Annotated in this window: 14 protein-coding genes; 2 read left to right on the forward strand and 12 right to left on the reverse strand. The window is 68.1% G+C overall.

What is annotated here, in order from left to right; all coding sequences use genetic code 11:
- Positions 1–69: 69 nt before the first annotated feature.
- From shn_RS12260 to shn_RS12275, 4 genes are all read right to left on the reverse strand, one after another.
- The gene (locus tag shn_RS12260; protein WP_064330658.1) at positions 70–291 is read right to left on the reverse strand and encodes a hypothetical protein; all 222 of its coding nucleotides are present in this window, start codon (positions 289–291) and stop codon (positions 70–72) included.
- A 172-nt stretch (positions 292–463) separates the two neighbouring features.
- Positions 464–1,849, reverse strand: coding sequence for a HAMP domain-containing sensor histidine kinase (locus shn_RS12265; protein ID WP_245337286.1), 1,386 nt, complete (start codon positions 1,847–1,849; stop codon positions 464–466).
- Positions 1,846–2,502, reverse strand: a complete 657-nt coding sequence (locus tag shn_RS12270; RefSeq protein WP_064330660.1) for a response regulator transcription factor — start codon at positions 2,500–2,502, stop codon at positions 1,846–1,848. The genes shn_RS12265 and shn_RS12270 overlap by 4 nt, the downstream gene beginning before the upstream one ends.
- Before the next feature lie 107 nt (positions 2,503–2,609).
- Positions 2,610–4,256 (reverse strand): phosphoethanolamine transferase, encoded by a 1,647-nt coding sequence (locus shn_RS12275; protein ID WP_064332571.1) that lies wholly within the window; start codon positions 4,254–4,256, stop codon positions 2,610–2,612.
- Positions 4,257–4,415: 159 nt separating this feature from the next.
- On the opposite strand from shn_RS12275, the gene shn_RS36395 reads away from it, so the two are divergent.
- Together shn_RS36395 and shn_RS12280 are read left to right on the forward strand one after the other, a co-directional pair.
- Positions 4,416–4,559: a hypothetical protein gene (locus shn_RS36395; protein WP_168168907.1), complete on the forward strand. Its 144-nt coding sequence runs from the start codon at positions 4,416–4,418 to the stop codon at positions 4,557–4,559.
- Between the two features lie 60 nt (positions 4,560–4,619).
- Positions 4,620–5,279, forward strand: coding sequence for a glutathione S-transferase family protein (locus shn_RS12280; protein WP_064330661.1), 660 nt, complete (start codon positions 4,620–4,622; stop codon positions 5,277–5,279).
- 11 nt (positions 5,280–5,290) lie between these two features.
- Here the strand turns inward: shn_RS12280 and shn_RS12285 are convergent, their stop codons facing one another.
- The 8 genes from shn_RS12285 to shn_RS12320 form a co-directional block, all read right to left on the reverse strand.
- Positions 5,291–5,671, reverse strand: coding sequence for a hypothetical protein (locus tag shn_RS12285; protein ID WP_064330662.1), 381 nt, complete (start codon positions 5,669–5,671; stop codon positions 5,291–5,293).
- A gap of 35 nt (positions 5,672–5,706) precedes the next feature.
- Positions 5,707–7,878, reverse strand: coding sequence for a hypothetical protein (locus shn_RS12290; protein WP_064330663.1), 2,172 nt, complete (start codon positions 7,876–7,878; stop codon positions 5,707–5,709).
- 214 nt (positions 7,879–8,092) lie between these two features.
- Entirely contained in the window at positions 8,093–10,441 is a 2,349-nt protein-coding gene (locus shn_RS12295) for a cellulose biosynthesis cyclic di-GMP-binding regulatory protein BcsB (protein ID WP_064330664.1), read from the reverse strand.
- Positions 10,441–12,612, reverse strand: coding sequence for a UDP-forming cellulose synthase catalytic subunit (bcsA, locus tag shn_RS12300; RefSeq protein ID WP_064330665.1), 2,172 nt, complete (start codon positions 12,610–12,612; stop codon positions 10,441–10,443). Before bcsA ends, shn_RS12295 begins: the two co-directional genes overlap by 1 nt.
- A 76-nt stretch (positions 12,613–12,688) precedes the next feature.
- Entirely contained in the window at positions 12,689–13,657 is a 969-nt protein-coding gene (bcsN, locus tag shn_RS12305) for a cellulose biosynthesis protein BcsN (protein ID WP_084437953.1), read from the reverse strand.
- Between the two features lie 161 nt (positions 13,658–13,818).
- Positions 13,819–14,304, reverse strand: coding sequence for a heme-binding protein (locus shn_RS12310; protein WP_064332572.1), 486 nt, complete (start codon positions 14,302–14,304; stop codon positions 13,819–13,821).
- Between the two features lie 107 nt (positions 14,305–14,411).
- Positions 14,412–15,008 (reverse strand): response regulator transcription factor, encoded by a 597-nt coding sequence (locus shn_RS12315; RefSeq protein ID WP_064330667.1) that lies wholly within the window; start codon positions 15,006–15,008, stop codon positions 14,412–14,414.
- Positions 15,005–16,594, reverse strand: coding sequence for a sensor histidine kinase (locus shn_RS12320; RefSeq protein WP_064330668.1), 1,590 nt, complete (start codon positions 16,592–16,594; stop codon positions 15,005–15,007). The genes shn_RS12315 and shn_RS12320 overlap by 4 nt, the downstream gene beginning before the upstream one ends.
- Positions 16,595–16,680 lie beyond the last annotated feature (86 nt).

Genomic DNA, 16,680 nt, shown 5'->3' on the forward strand with positions numbered 1-16,680 from the left:
TGAACACCTACCATAGAAAGCCGCCGCCGCGAGCACAAGGCGAGCGCGGCGGCAGAGCGGGAGGAATTGTCAGGAATGTAGACGAATGCGCTCACGGCGTTCACGCATCGCCGCAAGCTCCTGTTCGATATGAATTTTTCGAGCATCCTCCATCGCCGCGGCGATGGTTTCGCTGATCACGCGCACGCTTTCTTCCGAGATGAGCGGCGATGCCCCCTGGCACTCCGCTGCATGCAGTTTGCAAAGCGCGCTGGCGAGCAGCCGCGCATAGTCTTCCGGTTTGCGACCCATGTTCCCCACCTTTTTTGATTAGAGCCACAGAAAACCACACAATAAGGCAAAAAGCCACAGGTTTCTCACATGCTAATGGAAAAAAATGTGGGTATTCGCATCGGGCCGCCCGCGCGGGAATGCCGGGAAACGAGACTGTTCAGAAATGAGGCAGGGGAAATGCCGGGCAGCGTCAGTGCGCGGCCGGAAACACGATGTCTGCCTGAAAACCGTCAACACGCCCGGCAATGGGCGATGTGAGGACGAGGCTGGCGCGCATCTGCGCCAACAGCCGCTCGGCGATGGAAAGCCCGAGACCGGAGCCCGCGGCAAGCGTCCTGCCGCGGGAAAAGCGCTTGCGCACCGCGCCGAGCTCCGCCTCGGACAGAACAGGCGCGCCGTTGCGGATGCTGACGATGCCCGTTTCGGTGAGGTGGATCTCGACCGGCTCGTCCGCCCGCCCGTGCAGCAGCGCGTTTTCGACGAGGTTGCGCAGCACGATGGCGAAGGCGTCGGCCGTGCCCTCGCGCAAGGCCGGTCCCGCGAGATCGTTCCGGAAGCGGATGCGGCTTGCCGCGTCCGATGCACGCTGGAAATCCGTGACGACGACGCCGAGCACATCCACGAGGTCGAAGGTCGTCTCGCTGACGCCGATCCCGGCCTCGGCGCGGGCAAGCTGGAGCAGCTTTTCGGTGAGTTTCGTCAGCTTCTGCAGGGAGGCCTCGATCTGCCGGGCGCGGGCACGAGTCGGGCCGTCCTTCAGTTCGGCCGTGAGCAGTTGCGTCTGCGCCAGCGCGCCGGCGATCGGCGTGCGCAGTTCATGCGCGCTGTTGGCGGTGAATTCCCGCTCCGCCGCCAGCGCGGCGCGCAGGCGCGCGAGCAGGAGATTGACGGAGCGCAGGATCGGCTGCAGCTCCTGCGGCAGGCCCGCCGCCGCGATCGCCGCGAGATTGCCGCCGTCCTTTACACCGATCGCCGCCCGCAGCGTCTCGACCGGCCGGAGCACGCGGCGCACGACGAACCACACGGCCAGCACCGTGACCGGCACGATGAGCAGCACCGGCAGCAGCAGCGCCAGCGCGCCCTCCAGCATCGCCTCCCGCCGCTCCTCGGCCGAATCCTCCACCTGCACGAAGATCGAGCCGTCCGCCGTCGCGGCGGTGTAGACCCGGCCCCGCGCGCCATCCCGGAAACCGACCCTCAGCGGCACGTCGAACGGTTCCGCCGAGGCGGTGTGCGAATGCAGCAGCACCCGGCCCGCACGGTCGCGCACCTGGTAGGTCAGGTATTCCTCGCCGGGCTGCGCGGGCGAGCGCTCGATGCGCCGGGGGGCGTTCAGGTCGTCGCGACGGTTGAGGTCGTCGATGACGAGCGGCACCAGGCGCTCGGCGGTCTCCTGCAGGGCGCTGTCGAAGATCTCGCCGAACTCGTCCTGCATGACGAGCGCGCCGAACCCCACCGCGACGAGCCAGAGGCAGGTGGTGATGACGGTGATCCACAGCATGAGCTGGCCGGCGAGGCTCTTCGGCCGGAAGGCGCTTGCGTGCGGTTTCCCGCTCTGCGGTGCCGACCCCGTCACCGGCCGAGCCTGTAGCCGATGCCGCGCAGCGTCTCGACGCAGTCCTTGCCGAGCTTCTTGCGCAGCCGGCTGACATAGACCTCGACCGTGTTGCTCTCGATCTCCGCGCCGAAGGCATAGAGCGCCTCCTCGATCTCGCCCTTGGAGACGACGGCATTCGGCCGCGTGGCGAGCCGCGCCAGCACGGCCCATTCGCGGCCGGACAGATCGACCGGCGCGCCATCGCGCAGGACCCGTCGGTCGGCCAGCGCGATCGCCAGCGACCCGGATTGCAGCACCGGCAGCGAGGAGGCCGAGTAGCGCCGCGCGACGGCGAGCATGCGGGCGCCGAGCTCGCCGAGGTTGAACGGCTTGACGAGATAGTCGTCCGCCCCGCTGTTCAGGCCCTCGATACGGTCGGAAATCTGGTCATGCGCGGTGAGGATGATGACCGGCACCGCCGTGCCGGCGCGGCGCAGGTCCTTCAGCAGCGAAAGCCCGCTGCCGTCGGGCAGGCGGAGATCCAGCAGGATCAGCTCGTAGCCGACCGCCTCCGCCGCCGTGCGGCCGTCCTCGAGCGTCTGCATCCAGTCGACCGCATGGCCGAGCCCGGCCACATAGTCGCGCACCGCCTCGCCCAGAACGGCATCGTCCTCGATCAGCAGAACCCTCACGCGCCCGTCTCTCCGCACCATGGCGACGGCCGCCCATGCGCCCGCGCGTCACCTTCCGAAACCGGAGAATACACAGGGGAAGCCAGGCTTGCCACCGCCCGTCCCGATCAGGATACGGCGCCGCGCCGGCAGGAGGACATGAGGTCGAGCGCGGGGTCGCGCACCTTGGTTTCCACCCGCATCATGCCGAGCACGGTGTGGAAGAGTATGTCGTGCGATTGCGGCTTCACCGTCTGCGCATCGAGGCAGGCGCCGGAATAGGCGGCCCTCGCATCCTCGCCGAGCCAGAGCACGAAGGGCACATGGGTCTGCTCGCCCGGCGCGATCATGTAGGGCGCGCCGTGCAGGTAGAGGCCGAGCTCGCCGAGCGATTCGCCGTGGTCGGACATGTAGAGCATCGAGACGTCGAGGCTGCCTTCGGCCTTCTGCAGCCGGTCGATCACACCGGCGAGGATATGGTCGGTATAGGCGATCGTGTTGTCATAGGCGTTGACGATCTCCTCGCGCGTGCAATCGGAAAACTCGGCGCTGCGGCAATCCGGCCTGAAGCGGCGGAATGCCTCCGGATACCGCAGGTAATAGGACGGGCCGTGGCTGCCGATCTGGTGCAGAACCAGCACGGTGTCCGCCTTCACCGAGCCGATCCAGGCGTCGAGCGCGTCGAGCATCACTTGGTCCTGGCACTCGCCGCCCGAGCAGTCGCGCGGGTTGCCGCCCTCGATCAGCGAGCGCTCCCTCACGCGGGCGGCGATCTTCTTGCTGCCGGTATTGTTGTCCCACCATTCGACGGCGACGCCCGCATGGGCGAGCACGTCGAGCAGGTTCTCGGTCTCCAGCCCCTTGCGGTGCGAATAGTCGGCGCGGGTATAGACGGAGAACATGCAGGGCAGCGAGACGGCAGTCGCCGTGCCGCAGCTCGTCGTGTCGCCGAAATAGCGGATGTCCTTCGTCTTCAGTTCCGGATTGGTCTCGCGCGCATAACCGCCGAGCGAAAAATTGGTGGCGCGCGCCGTCTCGCCGGCAACGACGACCAGCAGCCGCGGCTTGCGCCCGGTGACGGGACCATCACCGATACGGGCATCCGTGCCGAGCGGGGCGGCGACCACGTTGCGATCGGCCGACTGGCCGGCGGCGAACTGCACGGCCGTGACGAGCGGCACGAAGGGGTTCAGCGTCTCGAACCAGTCGTGATGCGCCCGCACGGTGGCGGCATAGACACGGGCATGGGAAAGGCCGGCGACCAGTGCGATGACCAGCGCGGGCAGGATGATGGCGAGATTGGCGCGCAGCTTCCAGAAGAAGGTGTGGTGACGAACCTTGACCCACAGGAGCAGCGCTGCGGGCAGCACGCCATAGGCCAGCATGTGCAGGACGAAACCCGGCGTGATCAGGTGCCCGGCCTCCGCGCTGTTCGTCTCGGCCGCGTTGCGGATCATCTCCATGTCGATGATCACGCCGTAGCGGTCCATGAACCAGGCACCGGCGGCGCTTGCCAGGATGAGCAGGATGAAGACCGGCTTCATCACATATTTCAGCGAGACCGCGACGCAGAACGCGATGTAAAGGCAGGCAATGCCGACGGCGATGGAGAAAAGCGTGGTCGGCCGGCCATCGAGATAGAGCCAGCCCTTCGACCAGAAGCTGCGGTTGGTCAAGGCGAGCAGGTAGAGCGCCGTCAGGATGCTGACGGCAATGCTGCCGAGCTGCGGCCGCCAGACGGCGGGGAAGCCGGCCTTGCCGGTTGTTTCGCGCATCGGATGTCCTTTCGAAAGCGTCTCAGGCAGCCCGCGGGCCGCCATCCCGCGCCTCCCTGCCCCGCGAAGCTGACAGCCGCCTGAACGAGCTGACGGCCGCGTTCAGCGCCGCGTCAGGTTGGTGGCGGACAAGACGGCTGTTCGAATGTGAGGTGACGCGTGAAATCGGGACTGCTGCATCCGGGAATGCTGTTCGTGACGGCCCTGGTCTTCCTGGTCCTGTCGATCCCCCTCGCCCAGATGCAATTTTCAAGGCCGCATGGCCAGGATCTGAGGCAGGCGCTGCTGCTGCGCCCAGGATGAAAAAACCGATTGCAAAACGCAATCAGATTTGCGACAACGTCCGCAGACGCGGAGGTTGCCATGAAACCCGTTCTGTATGCTCATCCCTTTTCCAGCTACTGCCAGAAGGTGCTGATCGCGCTTTATGAAAACGGCACCGATTTCGACTACCGCCTGCTCGACCACAACGACGCCGAAACGCTCGCGGATTTCGAAAGGCGCTGGCCGATCAAGCGCTTCCCGATCCTCGTCGACGGCGACCGGACGATCGTCGAGGCGAGCATCGTCATCGAATATCTCGGGCTTTATCACCCCGGGCCGGTAAAGCTCATCCCCGACGATCCGAAGGCGGCGATCGAGGTGCGCATGCTCGACCGCTTCTTCGACAACTACGTCTCGACGCCGCAGCAGAGGATCGTCTTCAACGCCATCCGGCCGGAGGAGAACCGCGATCCCTACGGCGAGAAGGATGCGCGCGACATGCTGGAAACGGCCTATGCCTGGCTCGATACCCACATGGACGGCCGGATCTGGGCCACGGGCGACACCTTCACGCTGGCCGACTGCGGCGCCGCTCCCTTCCTCTTCTATGCGGACTGGACGCACGCCATCGACCCGGCCTTCGCCAATGTGCATGCCTATCGCAAGCGCCTGCTCGCCCGCCCCTCCTTCGCCCGCGCCGTGGACGAAGCCCGGCCCTTCCGGAAGTTCTTCCCGCTCGGGGCGCCCGATCGCGACTAGATACCCAACGGCTAGCCGGCGCGGCAGTGCCGCCGTTCATCGGCCGTGGCCTCGCGCTCGATGCCGGTGACGACGAGGACCGGAAGGCTCTGCCGCCGGCCGGCGATCTCCTGGTCGCGATCCTCGACATGGCCACGCAGGACAAGCCGGCCGTAGTAGAGTGCATCCGTCTCGCGGATGCGCTGCCGGTCCGCTTCGGCCAGCCCGTCGATATCAGGGGAGACGCCGCGCGTTTCCGCACCGCTGTCGAGATTGCGGATGGCGGAGGACGGGCATGGCGCCGTCACACAGCGAAGGCCGTTGTCGCAGACGACATAGCGCTCCTCCGCGGCAGCGAGCGGAGAGGCGAACAGGGGCAGCACGGCGGCAAGGGCAAGGGTTCGAAGGCGCATGCATCATCCTCCGCAAGGATTGCGGCCAAATAGCGTTACTTGCGGCCATCCCGCTCGCGGCGCATCTCGGCCAGCGCGCGGATGGCGTCCTGCCGGCCGGTCTCGCCCAGCGCCTCGAACAGGCGCATGGCATCGACGCGCATGCCGAGATTCTTGTAGGCATAGGCGCGCAGCACCATCAGGTCCGCCGGCTCGGCATGGAACTGGCGGCGCTGGTCGAGGAAGACCAGGGTTTCGCGATAGCGTTGCGCGCGAAAACTGCTGACGGCGCGATCGCCGAGAATGGCGGTCTGCAATTCGGCGGCACGCCCCTGCTCCAGCCGCGCCTTGGTAGCGGAGACCGCGGCATCGCTCGTCAGCCCGGCGCGCAGATAGGCAAGGCTCTGGCCATAGGCGGCATCGCTGCGCGTGCGGCCCTCGCCGGCCAGCGCCGCCTCGAAGGCCTGCACGGCCTCCAGCGGCCGGTTGATCTCCATCAGGCACCAGCCGAGCGAGAGCGCACCCGCCGCCGAAAGGCGGCCGGGATCACGCGTGCTGCGGCAATCGACGGCGCCGTCCGTCCGGCGCGCCGTGCGGGCGCCGCGCTGCGGCGTCAGGGCGACCTCCTCGACCACTTCGCGCACCGGCACGCGGCGTTCGGTGCGGGCGGTCCGCGCCTGCCGGTCGCGCAGCGCCGGCGCGGCATCCCCGCTCGTGTCCCGCTCGCCGAGCAGCGCGATGCGCTCGGACCGGCCGGCCCAGGCCTGCTTGACGGCGGCGAGACCGGCGCGGTCCTCCAGCCTCAACCGCGCGACGCCGAGCCCGTAGGCGGCAGGCTCGTAGTCCGCCTTCCACGCCAGCACCTGCGAAAACCATTCCTCCGCCGTTCCCGGCTGGTCCATGGCGAGCGCATACCAGCCGAACTGCTCGCCGGTCTGCGGATGCTTCTCCTCCAGCGTCACCTGCGCGATGCGGCCGAGCACCTTGGCGTCGAGCTTCGGCGGCGGATCGAGCGCCAGGAGGTTGGCGGTGGCGGCGAGATAGGTCTGCATCGCCTGGTCGGAGGTCGTGCGCCAGGCATACATCACCTCCTCCGCCTCGCCCGGCATCTTGCGCGCGAGAAGGATGAGGGCGAGGCCTTGCGAGGCCGAGGCGGAATCCTCGACGGCGCGCGCCTTGCGGAAGAAGGGTTCGGCCAGCGCATTCTGCTCGCGCCGGAGGTGATACCAGCCGAGCAGCAGCGCATCGGAGGCGAGCCCCTCGTCCGTCACCAGCTTCTCGACGAGCTTCAGATAGGCCGGCGCGACCGTGATCGCCGCGTCCTCGTCGCCCTCGCCGACGAAGCGGCGGGCGAGATCGTTGCGGATCGTGTCGAATTCCTTGACGCCATCGGCGCCGGTGCGCTCGCGGGCGATGAGATCCTGCATGTCGGCATAGCCGAGCAGGGTCGAGGCCTTCTGCACGGTGGCGACACGGATCGGCCCGTCCGAGCAATTGTCGAGCATGTAGCCGTAGGCATCCTTGGCGCGCTGCACGCGCTCGGTCTTCACGAAGGCCTCGGCGACGCGCCAGAGCACATCCGCATCCGAGCAGGTGAGCAGGCTCGGCGTCTCCGCGCCGAGGCGCACGACATCCTCGCTGCGCCCCGCATTGGAGGCGGCCACCAGCTCGGCGCGCTTCTCCGCCACGTCGAGGCGCTCGACGAGGTCGGCGGGCGGCGTCCATTGCGGGTCGTCCTGCTGGCGCCGGGCGATCGCCGCGCGCACGTCCGCGTAGCGCGACTGGGCATAGAGCGCCCACATCTCCTCGAGCTGCCGGTCCTCGTTGACCGGCACGGCGAGCGGGTTTTCCGGCGGTGTCCAGGTGGGATAGAGCGCGCGCAGCCGGGCGATCTCCGCATTCAGCCGGGCGGTGTCGCCGCGGGCGGCGAAGTAGCGCAGCGCGCTTTCGTCGACGACCGGCTTGTTCTGCGTGACCTCCACGACGGGCGTCGGCTCCGTGCCGGTGCCGGCCGCCTGCTCGGTCTGCTGTGCCTGCGCGATTTCCACGCGCGGCTGCTTCGTCAGGGAAGCCGGCGCTTCATCGAGGCTGCCGGTGGTGACGCCGTCGGTTCCCGCACCGAGGCGCGGCAGGCCCTTCACCAGACCGTCGGGCACGCCGAAGGATACGCCTGCGACGCTGGCCGCGCCGGCGGAGACGATGACGAGCGCCACGAGGATCGACTTCATCCCGAATTTCCTTCGGTCCATCACTGCCATACAGCGCCGGGCATCGGTCATGACGCACGAGGGGCGCTGCAACATTCCAACTTCCAATCGGCCCGCCCCGGTCCGCGGCGACACCATGCGCCATGAACGGCGGGACATCTCGCCCCGCCCCCGGGAAGAGCCAATCAATCGTGATAAAACCCCGATAGGGTTAACCGTCGGTAAACAGGCGCCCTCAGACTTCCCTACCGAAGCGGCGCAGGAGGCCGGACGTGGCGATGCCGAGCAGGATCGACAGGACACAGAACACCGCCGCATAGGCGAGGATGTTGGAGGACAGCCAGTTCGCCGCGACCAGCCGCATGTTGGAGAAGGTCCAGGGCTGCGTCGCCACGAAGCGGGTGCGGCTGACCGGGCGCGTGTCGAGCGCATCCGCGTCCTTGCTGTCCAGGCTGACATAGCCGTCGAGCTGCTGCCAGCGTTCGTCCTGCGCGACCGCGACCATGCCGGCCTTGAGGTCGGCGCCGGTCGGCGCGGAGAGCACGGTCCAGGTCGCACTCTCGTCAGGGCTGTTGCCCTGCGCGACGAGGAAGCGCGCCGTATCGCCGGGCGCCACGAGCGGTTCTTCGCCGGGCAGCAGGCGGAGCGAGGCGAGCGGGATGTCGAAGGTCTCCTGCAGCCAGGCCTCCAGCGCGGAAATCTGCCCGCGCCAGGAACCGCCGCGCACGCGCGACTGCCACTCGTCGATGGCGTCCTGGGTCGCGCCGTGCTGCGCGCCGCCATCGGCCGGCCCGCCCCAGGCGGAGGCGCTTTCGGCGGCGATATGCGTTTGGCCGAGCACGAGCGGGGGAAGTTGCGAGATCGTGCCCACCAGGATGGCATTGCGTTCGCCGATGGCGAGCGCCGAGGATTCCGGACGCACCTGCAGCGCCCGCCCGCTCGACACCGCCATCTTGCCGAGGAAGGTCGCGCTGGTCGAAAGCGTGTCCGCATCGAGGCGGTCGAGATAGAGCGCCACCGGATCGGCCTGGCCGTTATAGGGAAAGCCCGTGCCCGACAGGGCGGCAAGGCTGGGAAGCTGCGCGACGCGGGCAAAGCGCGGCATGCGGAACTCGGAGGTATCGAACAGCGCGAAGCGCGGCTCGTCGCTGGCGCTGGCGCCCGGCGCGCAGATCTTGTCCGCCTCGGTCAGGAGCGCGGTCTCGATGTCGATGCGGTTCGGCCCCGGCCGGAAATGCCGCATGGTCACGCGGATCGGCAGATGGCGGAAGATGCCGCCGTTGCGGTTGGTGATCGGCACCGTCGTGGCGATGTTGCCGTTCACATAGATGTCGATATGGCTGCCCGGCAGCACTTCGGGCGAATAGGCCGCATCGAGCAGCAGCGTCGCCTCGCCATAGGCATCCGCATAGAAATCCGAGGGAATGCCGACGTCGAAGCCGATGCGATAGCGCCGGCCGCTGAATTCGCCGGTGCGCACGCCGAGCGAGGCGAAGGTCGGCGACGTCTCCCCCAGGATGAGCGGCATGTCCGCGCCGTTGCGCTGGCGCACGCTGAGCGCTTCGCGCGTCACGCCGAGCGGCCGGTCGATGGGCGAGACCATGCCTTCCACCGCGCCCTCGATCGACGGCCAGTCCGGCCCGCTGACCACGAAGACCTTGCGGTCGCCGTCCGGCGCATCGACGAAGGTGGCGACGGCCGAGGAGCGCGCCGTCGCGGGCAGGCCCGGCAGCAGCGCCGCCAGATTGCCGGCCGTGCCGACCAGCACTGTCAACTCCCCGGCCCCCGCCGCCGACGGCAGCGTATCGGTGATGTCGAAGGTCTGGTTCGGCATCTTCGCGATCAGCGCCAGCCCCTGGCTGAGCCGCATCAGCGCATTGGTGGCGACGGGCTGGCCCATTTCCGGCACGACCATGACGAACTTCGTCTGCCCCGTCGGCCCGAGGCCGATGGCCGCGACGTCGTCGGTCGTCAGGAGGCGGCCGCTCGTGTCGCGCGGCACCGTCAGATAGGTGCGCGACGGGTCGAGCGACGTCCAGAGATCATAGGTCGAGCGGATCGTGCAATCCGTCCGGTGGCGGTGCACGGCGTTGAAGGTCACCCGGTTGACGCCGGGGCGCAGGAGGCCCGCCGGCAGGTCGAAGCGCACGTCCTTGATGCCTTCCGCGGACTGGACCGGCAGCTCGCCGACGACCGTGTCGTTGACGACGACGGTGAGCCGCGAGGCCTCCGGGGCCACCACGACGGCATTGGAATAGCCAAGATTGATCGCCGTCGCGCTGCCCGCCTGTTGCGGGGTCAGGAAGAGCGGGAAGGACTGGCTTGCGACCTCCCCTTCCAGAAGCAGCGACGTTGCCGGAACGATATAGCGCCGGGTGGAAAGATCGGGCATCGCCACCTTCTTTTCCGGCTGCTTCGTTTCCCGCACGGCAGGGGTGTTTTCCTCCGTCGCCGGCGTGTTCTCGACGGCAGGGCCGCGTTCGCCGGACATGTCGAAGGGAACGGAGGTATCCTGCGCGAGGGCGACGGATGCGCAGAGCGAGAAGGTGAGACCGCAAAGCGCGGCCCTGACGGGCAGGAGCATCACGAGGCAACCTCCTTCTTGCGGCCGCCGCCGAAGCTGCGCACGAGATAGAGAAGGCCGCGGCTCGTCTGGTAGAGGGCGATGCCGAGGAACCACAGCGAGCCGCGGAACAGGCCCGGATTGTAGCGGCGCGAGACCTGGAAATCGCTCCACTGGTTGGAATTGGCGAAGATCAGGTCGGCGACGAGCGAATGGTGCCGCGCCACCTCCGGCATGAAGCGGCAGCCGACCGCGACCACGCTGCCGAGGTTTTCGACATTGCGCACGTCGACCGGCAAGACCTCCTCATGCGCCGCGCCGTAGGGGGTGAAGCGCAGCGCGCAGCGCGCATCCGTCGCAAGGTCCGGCTCCAGCCCGAAGACCTGCACGCGCGCGCCGTTGGCCGAGACATTCTCCAGCGTGGAGGGATATTCCCGTCCGTCGGCGATGAAGGTGCAGCGCCGCTTGACCGTCACGCGCCGGCTCGCGGCCCTTTCGCTGCGCTCCGACACGACGCCGAGCGCGCAGCCGGCGATGATGAGGTTGAGCAGGTTCCAGCCGCCGACGACGAAGGTGACGTCGGCCTTGTAGGGCTCGGAATAGAAACGGTAGATGCTCATCAGGAAGGCGACGAACAGCACGGCGAAGATGACGAAGAACGGCCGGCTGATCTCCGAAAGGCGCGATTCGCGGATCGACTCGTCCTTCGCGGTCACCTTGAAGGTCGGCTTGGTCGGGTTCAGCATGACCGAGACGACGGCGGGCAGGAGATGCACGCTCTGCACATATTCGTAGAGCTCGGAGATCCAGGGCCAGCGGAACGAGCCGTAGAGATAGTTCTGCATCATCAGGTTCACGAACATGTAGGCGAGCGTATAGCCGAGGAATTCGCCGCCGGAGGCCGTGAAGATCTCCAGGTCGAAGAACAGGTAGAACAGCGGCGCGAAGAGGAAGATCGTGCGCGGGAAGGGAAACAGCCAGAACAGCATCGACGACATGTAGCAGAGCCGCTGCGGCACGGAGAGGCCGCGCTTGAACAGCGGGAAGCGGAAGCGCAGGATCTGCATCATGCCCTGCGCCCAGCGGCTGCGCTGGCCGATGAAGCTGGCGAAGGTGGCGGGCTGCAGGCCGGCGATCAGCGGCTTGTCGACATAGACGCTGTTCCAGCCGCGCGAATGCAGCGCCAGCGCCGTCTCGCAATCCTCGGTGATCGAAAGGCCGGAAAAGCCGCCCGCCTCGTTGAGCGCGGTGCGCCGCAGCACGGCGGCCGAGCCGCAGAAGAAGGCAGCGTTCCACTTGTCGAGGCCGCGCTGGATGATGCCGTAGAACATCTCGTTCTCGCTCGGCATCGTCTCGAATGTGCGCAGGTTCCGCTCCAGCGGATCCGGGTTGAGGAAGAAATGCGGCGTCTGGACGAGGAAGAGCTTCGGGTCGTCTGCAAAGTAGCCCACCGTCTGGCGCAGGAAATCGCGCGCCGGCGCATGGTCCGCATCGAAGACGGCGATCAGCTCGCCGGTCGAGTGCTGCATGCCGTTGTTCATGTTGCCGGCCTTGGCATGCTCGTTGCGGGCGCGGGTGAGGTAATTGACGCCGAGATCGCGGCAGAGCGCCTGGAGCTCGCGGTGGCGGGCCTCGGCCACCTGCGCCTCGATCACCGCCGCGGCATTGCGCTTCTGCTCCGTGCCGCCGTCGTCGAGCAGCCAGACGGTGAGCTTGTCCGCCGGGTAATCCATCGCCTTGGCGGCGGCGAGCGTGTTGGCGAGAAGGCCGATATCCTCGTTGTAGCTCGGCACGAAGACATCGACGGACGGCAGCCTGCCCTCCTCGGCCAGCCGGCTCTTGCGCGGCGGCAGCGGCATCGCCACGACGAAGAGGCTGAGCGCCAGCATCATCACGCTGTACATTTCGGCAAGATAGAGCAGGAAGCCGGGAATGAAGTTCTCAAGCTGGTTCAGCGGCGGCAGCGTGCTGGTGGTGCGCCAGTAGACATAGCGCAGCACGACCGCCGTGCCGAAGGCGAGCGCGATCAGCCGCCAGATACCCTCGGCGCGCAGCACCTTGATGACAGCCATGAAGGTGACCACGGCGATGCTGGCGACGAGCTGGGTCTGCAGGTTGATGGGCAGCGTGATCACGAGGATCACCAGGGCGGAGACCAGTGCCCATAGGATGATCGTGCCGATATGTCTCATACGCCGTCCTTCGCCGTCATAGCGTTCCAACCCGGGACCTTACGCCCCATTATGTTAAGGAAAAATTAGGCGATATTCAATTGCAGGTTGTCGAACCCGAAGAAGACGTAACGCAGACGGGTGACGGCACCACCACGGCCTCCCCTTCCGTTTCCGAGACCGCGCCGCCCGTCGGCGACGGCACGATGACGGTATCGCCCCCGTCGAGCGCTTCCGCGCGCCGCATGACGGGCCGCTTTTCCGTCTGGCGGCGGACCGCCGGCACGCGCGTCCCGGTCTCCACGACGACGGTCGCCGGCGCCCTGCGCTCCTCGATCGCGACCCGCAGCGGCTCGCCGCCGCCGATCCCGCTGTCGACCGCGGCCGGCGTGCCGTAGGGGTTCCAGGTCGTGCCGGAAAAGCCGCCGGCGATAGTGTAGCCATACATCATCTCGACCAGCTCCTTCTCGCCGGCGCCGGACTGGCAGACGCGCAGGCGGATCTGGATCGAGCCGTAGCTGTTGAGCCTGCCGCGGTCCGCCTCGTCCGCCCGGATCTGCTGCCAGCCATAGAGGCAGCCGTCATCGCCCGCGCCCCGCCCATAGGCGTAGCCGAACGGCCCGTAGCTGTTGCGCACGAAATTCGACGAGATCGCCAGCGCGCGGCCGGGCAGCGCGGCGCGGATCTCGCTTCGGATCGCCGAATGCTGCACCGGCTTGAAGGCCAGCGTGCCGCCGGGCATCGCCGTCGTCTCCACCGGGCCGAAGGCCTGGATGCTGATGAAATTCTGGCCGGGCGTCGCCGCCGAGGTGGACAGCGCGATCTGCTGCTCGACCGCATTGGTATATTGCCGCTGGATCACGCTGACGATCGACAGCGTGCCGGGAGCGGGCAACACCAGCGCGCTCGACGCCGGAACGGTGGTGGAAAGCGTCGCGACACCGACGCCGGGCCGCGCCGCACAGCCGGCGGCCAATACTGCCGCCGCGCAGGTCGCAAGCAGGACGCTCCTCTGAAACACCCTGCCGCCACGACCGGAAAAACGAATCGCCGCCGAATCATCCATGCAGCACTCATATTTCGCCCGGGCGCGAATAGGAATCCCCCATATCCAGCCATGGCACTGCCGGCATCAGCTTCGGGCAAGCGGCACCTTTGGCCGCCCGAACGGCAAAAAGCCCCGGCATCCGCATGATGCCGGGGCTTTTTCGTCGCGTCGACGGTGTCTTATTTCAGCTTGGCGCTGACGGCCTCGATGCCGGCGCGGGCGCATTCGTCGTCGATATCGCCGCTCGGCGCGCCGCCGACGCCGATGCCGCCGATCGTCTCGTCACCGGCCTTGACCGGCACGCCGCCGGCAAGCACCAGCAGGCCCTCGATCGAAACGAGCTGGGCAGCGGCCGGGTTCTTGCCGACATTTTCGGCGATCGTCTGGGTCGGCGTGCGCATGGACGCGGCGGTGTAGGCCTTGCGAACGGCGCTGTCGAGCGTGTGCGGGCCGGCGCGGTCGGCGCGCAGGACAGCGCGGGTGACGCCGGCGCGGTCGACGACGGCGACCGATACGTTGAATTTCTTGGCAGCGCAGGCCTTCACGGCGGCGTCGGCCGCCTCGACGGCGATGTCGAGCGGCATGTTGCGCTCGGTGAGGATTTCAGCCCGGGCGGCGCCGGCAAGCGTGAGGGCGGCGAAGGCGGCGGCAACGAAGGTCTTCATGTCTATCTCCATCTGGGCCGCCCGGTCTTCCCGGCGGCGACGGCCCTCTTTTCGGAGATTTCCGGCTTTCGCGGTATCGGTGGACGGACGGAGCGGGGTCGGTAGGACTACGGAGCCTGCCCGATCAGCGAAAGGCGCGCGAATTCCGCGACCGAGGTCGTGCCGAGCTTCTGGGCGATGTTGGCCCGGTGCGTATCGACCGTGCGGGGCGAGAGCTGCAGGGCTTCGGCGATCTCCTTCGTCGACCAGCCGCGCCCTACCATGTCCAGCACCTCGCGCTCGCGCTCGGTGAGCTGCGCCACCAGTTTCGCCGCCTCGGCCCGCTCCGCATGCACGTCCAGCGCGCCGGAGGCCTGCTGCAGCGCCTCGACCAGCACCTGCTCGTCGATGGGCTTGGTGAGGAAATCGACGACGCCGGCCTTGAAGGCGCGGCGGCAGGCGTGCACGTCGCCATGGCCGGTGCAGATGATCGTCGGCCAGTCGCAGCCGATGGCGGCGAGCTTCTCGTGCAGTTGCAGGCCCGTGATCGCCGGCATGCGCAGGTCGAGCAGCAGCACGCCGGGCTTGAGTTTCGGCGCGCGGGCGAGGAACGCGGTGGGATCGCCGAAGGTCTCGATGCGGATGCCGTAGGTGCCGAGCAGCAGCGACAGCGCGCTGCGCACCCCCTCGTCGTCGTCGACCAGATAGACCGGCGCCATCGTCATTCCGCGGCCTCTTCCCGTTCCTCGATGCCGTCCGCCGCCGGCAGCCGCACGGTGAAGACCGCGCCGCCCGCCGCCGCGTTTTCCGCCGAAATGCTGCCGTCGAAGCGCTCGACGATGCTTTCGCACAGGCTGAGCCCGAGCCCCATGCCGTCCGGCTTGCCGGAGAAGAACGGCTCGAACAGCCGCGGCAGGATATCCGGCGCAATGCCGGTGCCGTTGTCGAAGACACGGATCGCATGGCCCGCCGCATCGGGCGTGAGCGCCACGCGCACCCGTCCGTCCGTCCGCCCCGCCTCGCTCACCGCGTCGGCGGCATTGCGGATGAGGTTGTGGATGACCTGCTCGATCTCCACCGGATCGACCCGCGCCAGCGCCGGGGCCTCCGGCAGGTCGACGTCGAGCGCGATGCCGCGCCGGTCGAGATCGATGCGCGACAGGGCGACGATATCGGCGACGTGGCGGGAAAGGTCGTGCACGCCGGCCTCCGGCGCGCTTCTGCCGACATAGGCGCGCAGGCGCACCAGGATATCGGCCGCGCGTTTGGCCTGCAGCACATTGGCGGCAAGCACACCGTCGATCGGCGTATCCTTGAGGCCGGCCGCCGCCGCGATGCGCCGGCCCGCCTGGCTCTGGCTGAGCAGCGCCGTCAGCGGCTGGGTCAGTTCATGGGCGATGCCCGAGGCCATTTCGCCCATGCTGTTGATGCGCAGGGCATGGGCAAGCTTCGTCTCGTGCTGGCGCAGCGCCTCGCGCCGCGCGGCCGCCTCCGCCGCCTCCCGCGCCAGCGCCGCCTCCTGCCGGTGGCGCAGCAGCGAGCGCACGAGCACAAGCCCGGCAAGCGAGATTGCGGCGAAGAGGGCGAGCGGCAGCGGCGGAAGAAGCGCCGCCAGCGTGACATGGCGTTGCAGCGAAAGGCGCAGCGGCTGCGTGGCGCTGGCGATCGGCGCCTCGAAGCGGATGGTGCGGGCGAGGAAGCCCGTATCCGCGGGCTGCGCCGCCCCCATTTCCAGCAGCGTGCCCTCGCCCGTCGCCAGCCTGAGCAGGGCCCAGCGCGGCAGTTCCTCGTCCTCGACGAGCTTTGCCCCGTCGATATCGAGGCTGACGGCCATCGTATCGTTCATGCGCTTCATCAGGCGGTAGTGGCCGGGCCGCGCATCCGCGCCATAGGCGGCCTTGCCGGCCGTCAGCGCCGCCACGGCCTTCGAGACCTCTTCGGGGCTCGCCGTCGCGCCATCGGCGGATGTCGCCGAACTCACGACGCTCGCCCCCTCGCCCGGCGTCAGGCGGATGAGGTCGATCGCGACGATGCGCGGATAGAAGCGCAGGATGGATTTTGCGACGAGGTCGAAATCCTCCGACGGCTGCGCCTGCGCAAGCCCGAGGGCGCTGAGGCTCGTCAGGTGCGCGTCGTGCTGGGCGACGCGCTGCGAGACCGCCCTTTGCAGCGCGCGGCCGCTTTCGGAGACATCCAGTTCCAGCGCCTGCCGGTGGCTTTCGGCCGAATAGAGGCCAAAGGCGGCGACGAGCAGCAGCCAGCCGCCGGCAAGGGCGGCCGAGGAACGAAGAAAGGTCGGGCGTGCACGCATCCGGGATGAAGCCGCGTCAGGGATCGGGAGGACCATCATAGGGCCTCGCCCGCGCCTTGGCGATCCGCAGCGCCACGGATATGCGG

Origin of the sequence: Shinella sp. HZN7, from assembly GCF_001652565.1 — a bacterium.
Taxonomy (GTDB): Bacteria; Pseudomonadota; Alphaproteobacteria; order Rhizobiales; family Rhizobiaceae; genus Shinella; species Shinella granuli.

Excerpts from the sequence above, each read along its gene's own strand:
- shn_RS12275 (WP_064332571.1), bottom strand. The coding sequence starts at position 4,256 with ATGCGCGAAACAACCGGCAAGGCCGGCTTCCCCGCCGTCTGGCGGCCG.
- shn_RS12320 (WP_064330668.1), bottom strand. The coding sequence starts at position 16,594 with ATGCGTGCACGCCCGACCTTTCTTCGTTCCTCGGCCGCCCTTGCCGGC.
- shn_RS12290 (WP_064330663.1), bottom strand. The coding sequence starts at position 7,878 with ATGAAGTCGATCCTCGTGGCGCTCGTCATCGTCTCCGCCGGCGCGGCC.
- bcsA (WP_064330665.1), bottom strand. The coding sequence starts at position 12,612 with ATGAGACATATCGGCACGATCATCCTATGGGCACTGGTCTCCGCCCTG.
- shn_RS12315 (WP_064330667.1), bottom strand. The coding sequence starts at position 15,008 with ATGACGATGGCGCCGGTCTATCTGGTCGACGACGACGAGGGGGTGCGC.
- shn_RS12285 (WP_064330662.1), bottom strand. The coding sequence starts at position 5,671 with ATGCGCCTTCGAACCCTTGCCCTTGCCGCCGTGCTGCCCCTGTTCGCC.
- shn_RS12280 (WP_064330661.1), top strand. The coding sequence starts at position 4,620 with ATGAAACCCGTTCTGTATGCTCATCCCTTTTCCAGCTACTGCCAGAAG.
- shn_RS12295 (WP_064330664.1), bottom strand. The coding sequence starts at position 10,441 with ATGCTCCTGCCCGTCAGGGCCGCGCTTTGCGGTCTCACCTTCTCGCTC.
- bcsN (WP_084437953.1), bottom strand. The coding sequence starts at position 13,657 with ATGGATGATTCGGCGGCGATTCGTTTTTCCGGTCGTGGCGGCAGGGTG.
- shn_RS12260 (WP_064330658.1), bottom strand. The coding sequence starts at position 291 with ATGGGTCGCAAACCGGAAGACTATGCGCGGCTGCTCGCCAGCGCGCTT.
- shn_RS12310 (WP_064332572.1), bottom strand. The coding sequence starts at position 14,304 with ATGAAGACCTTCGTTGCCGCCGCCTTCGCCGCCCTCACGCTTGCCGGC.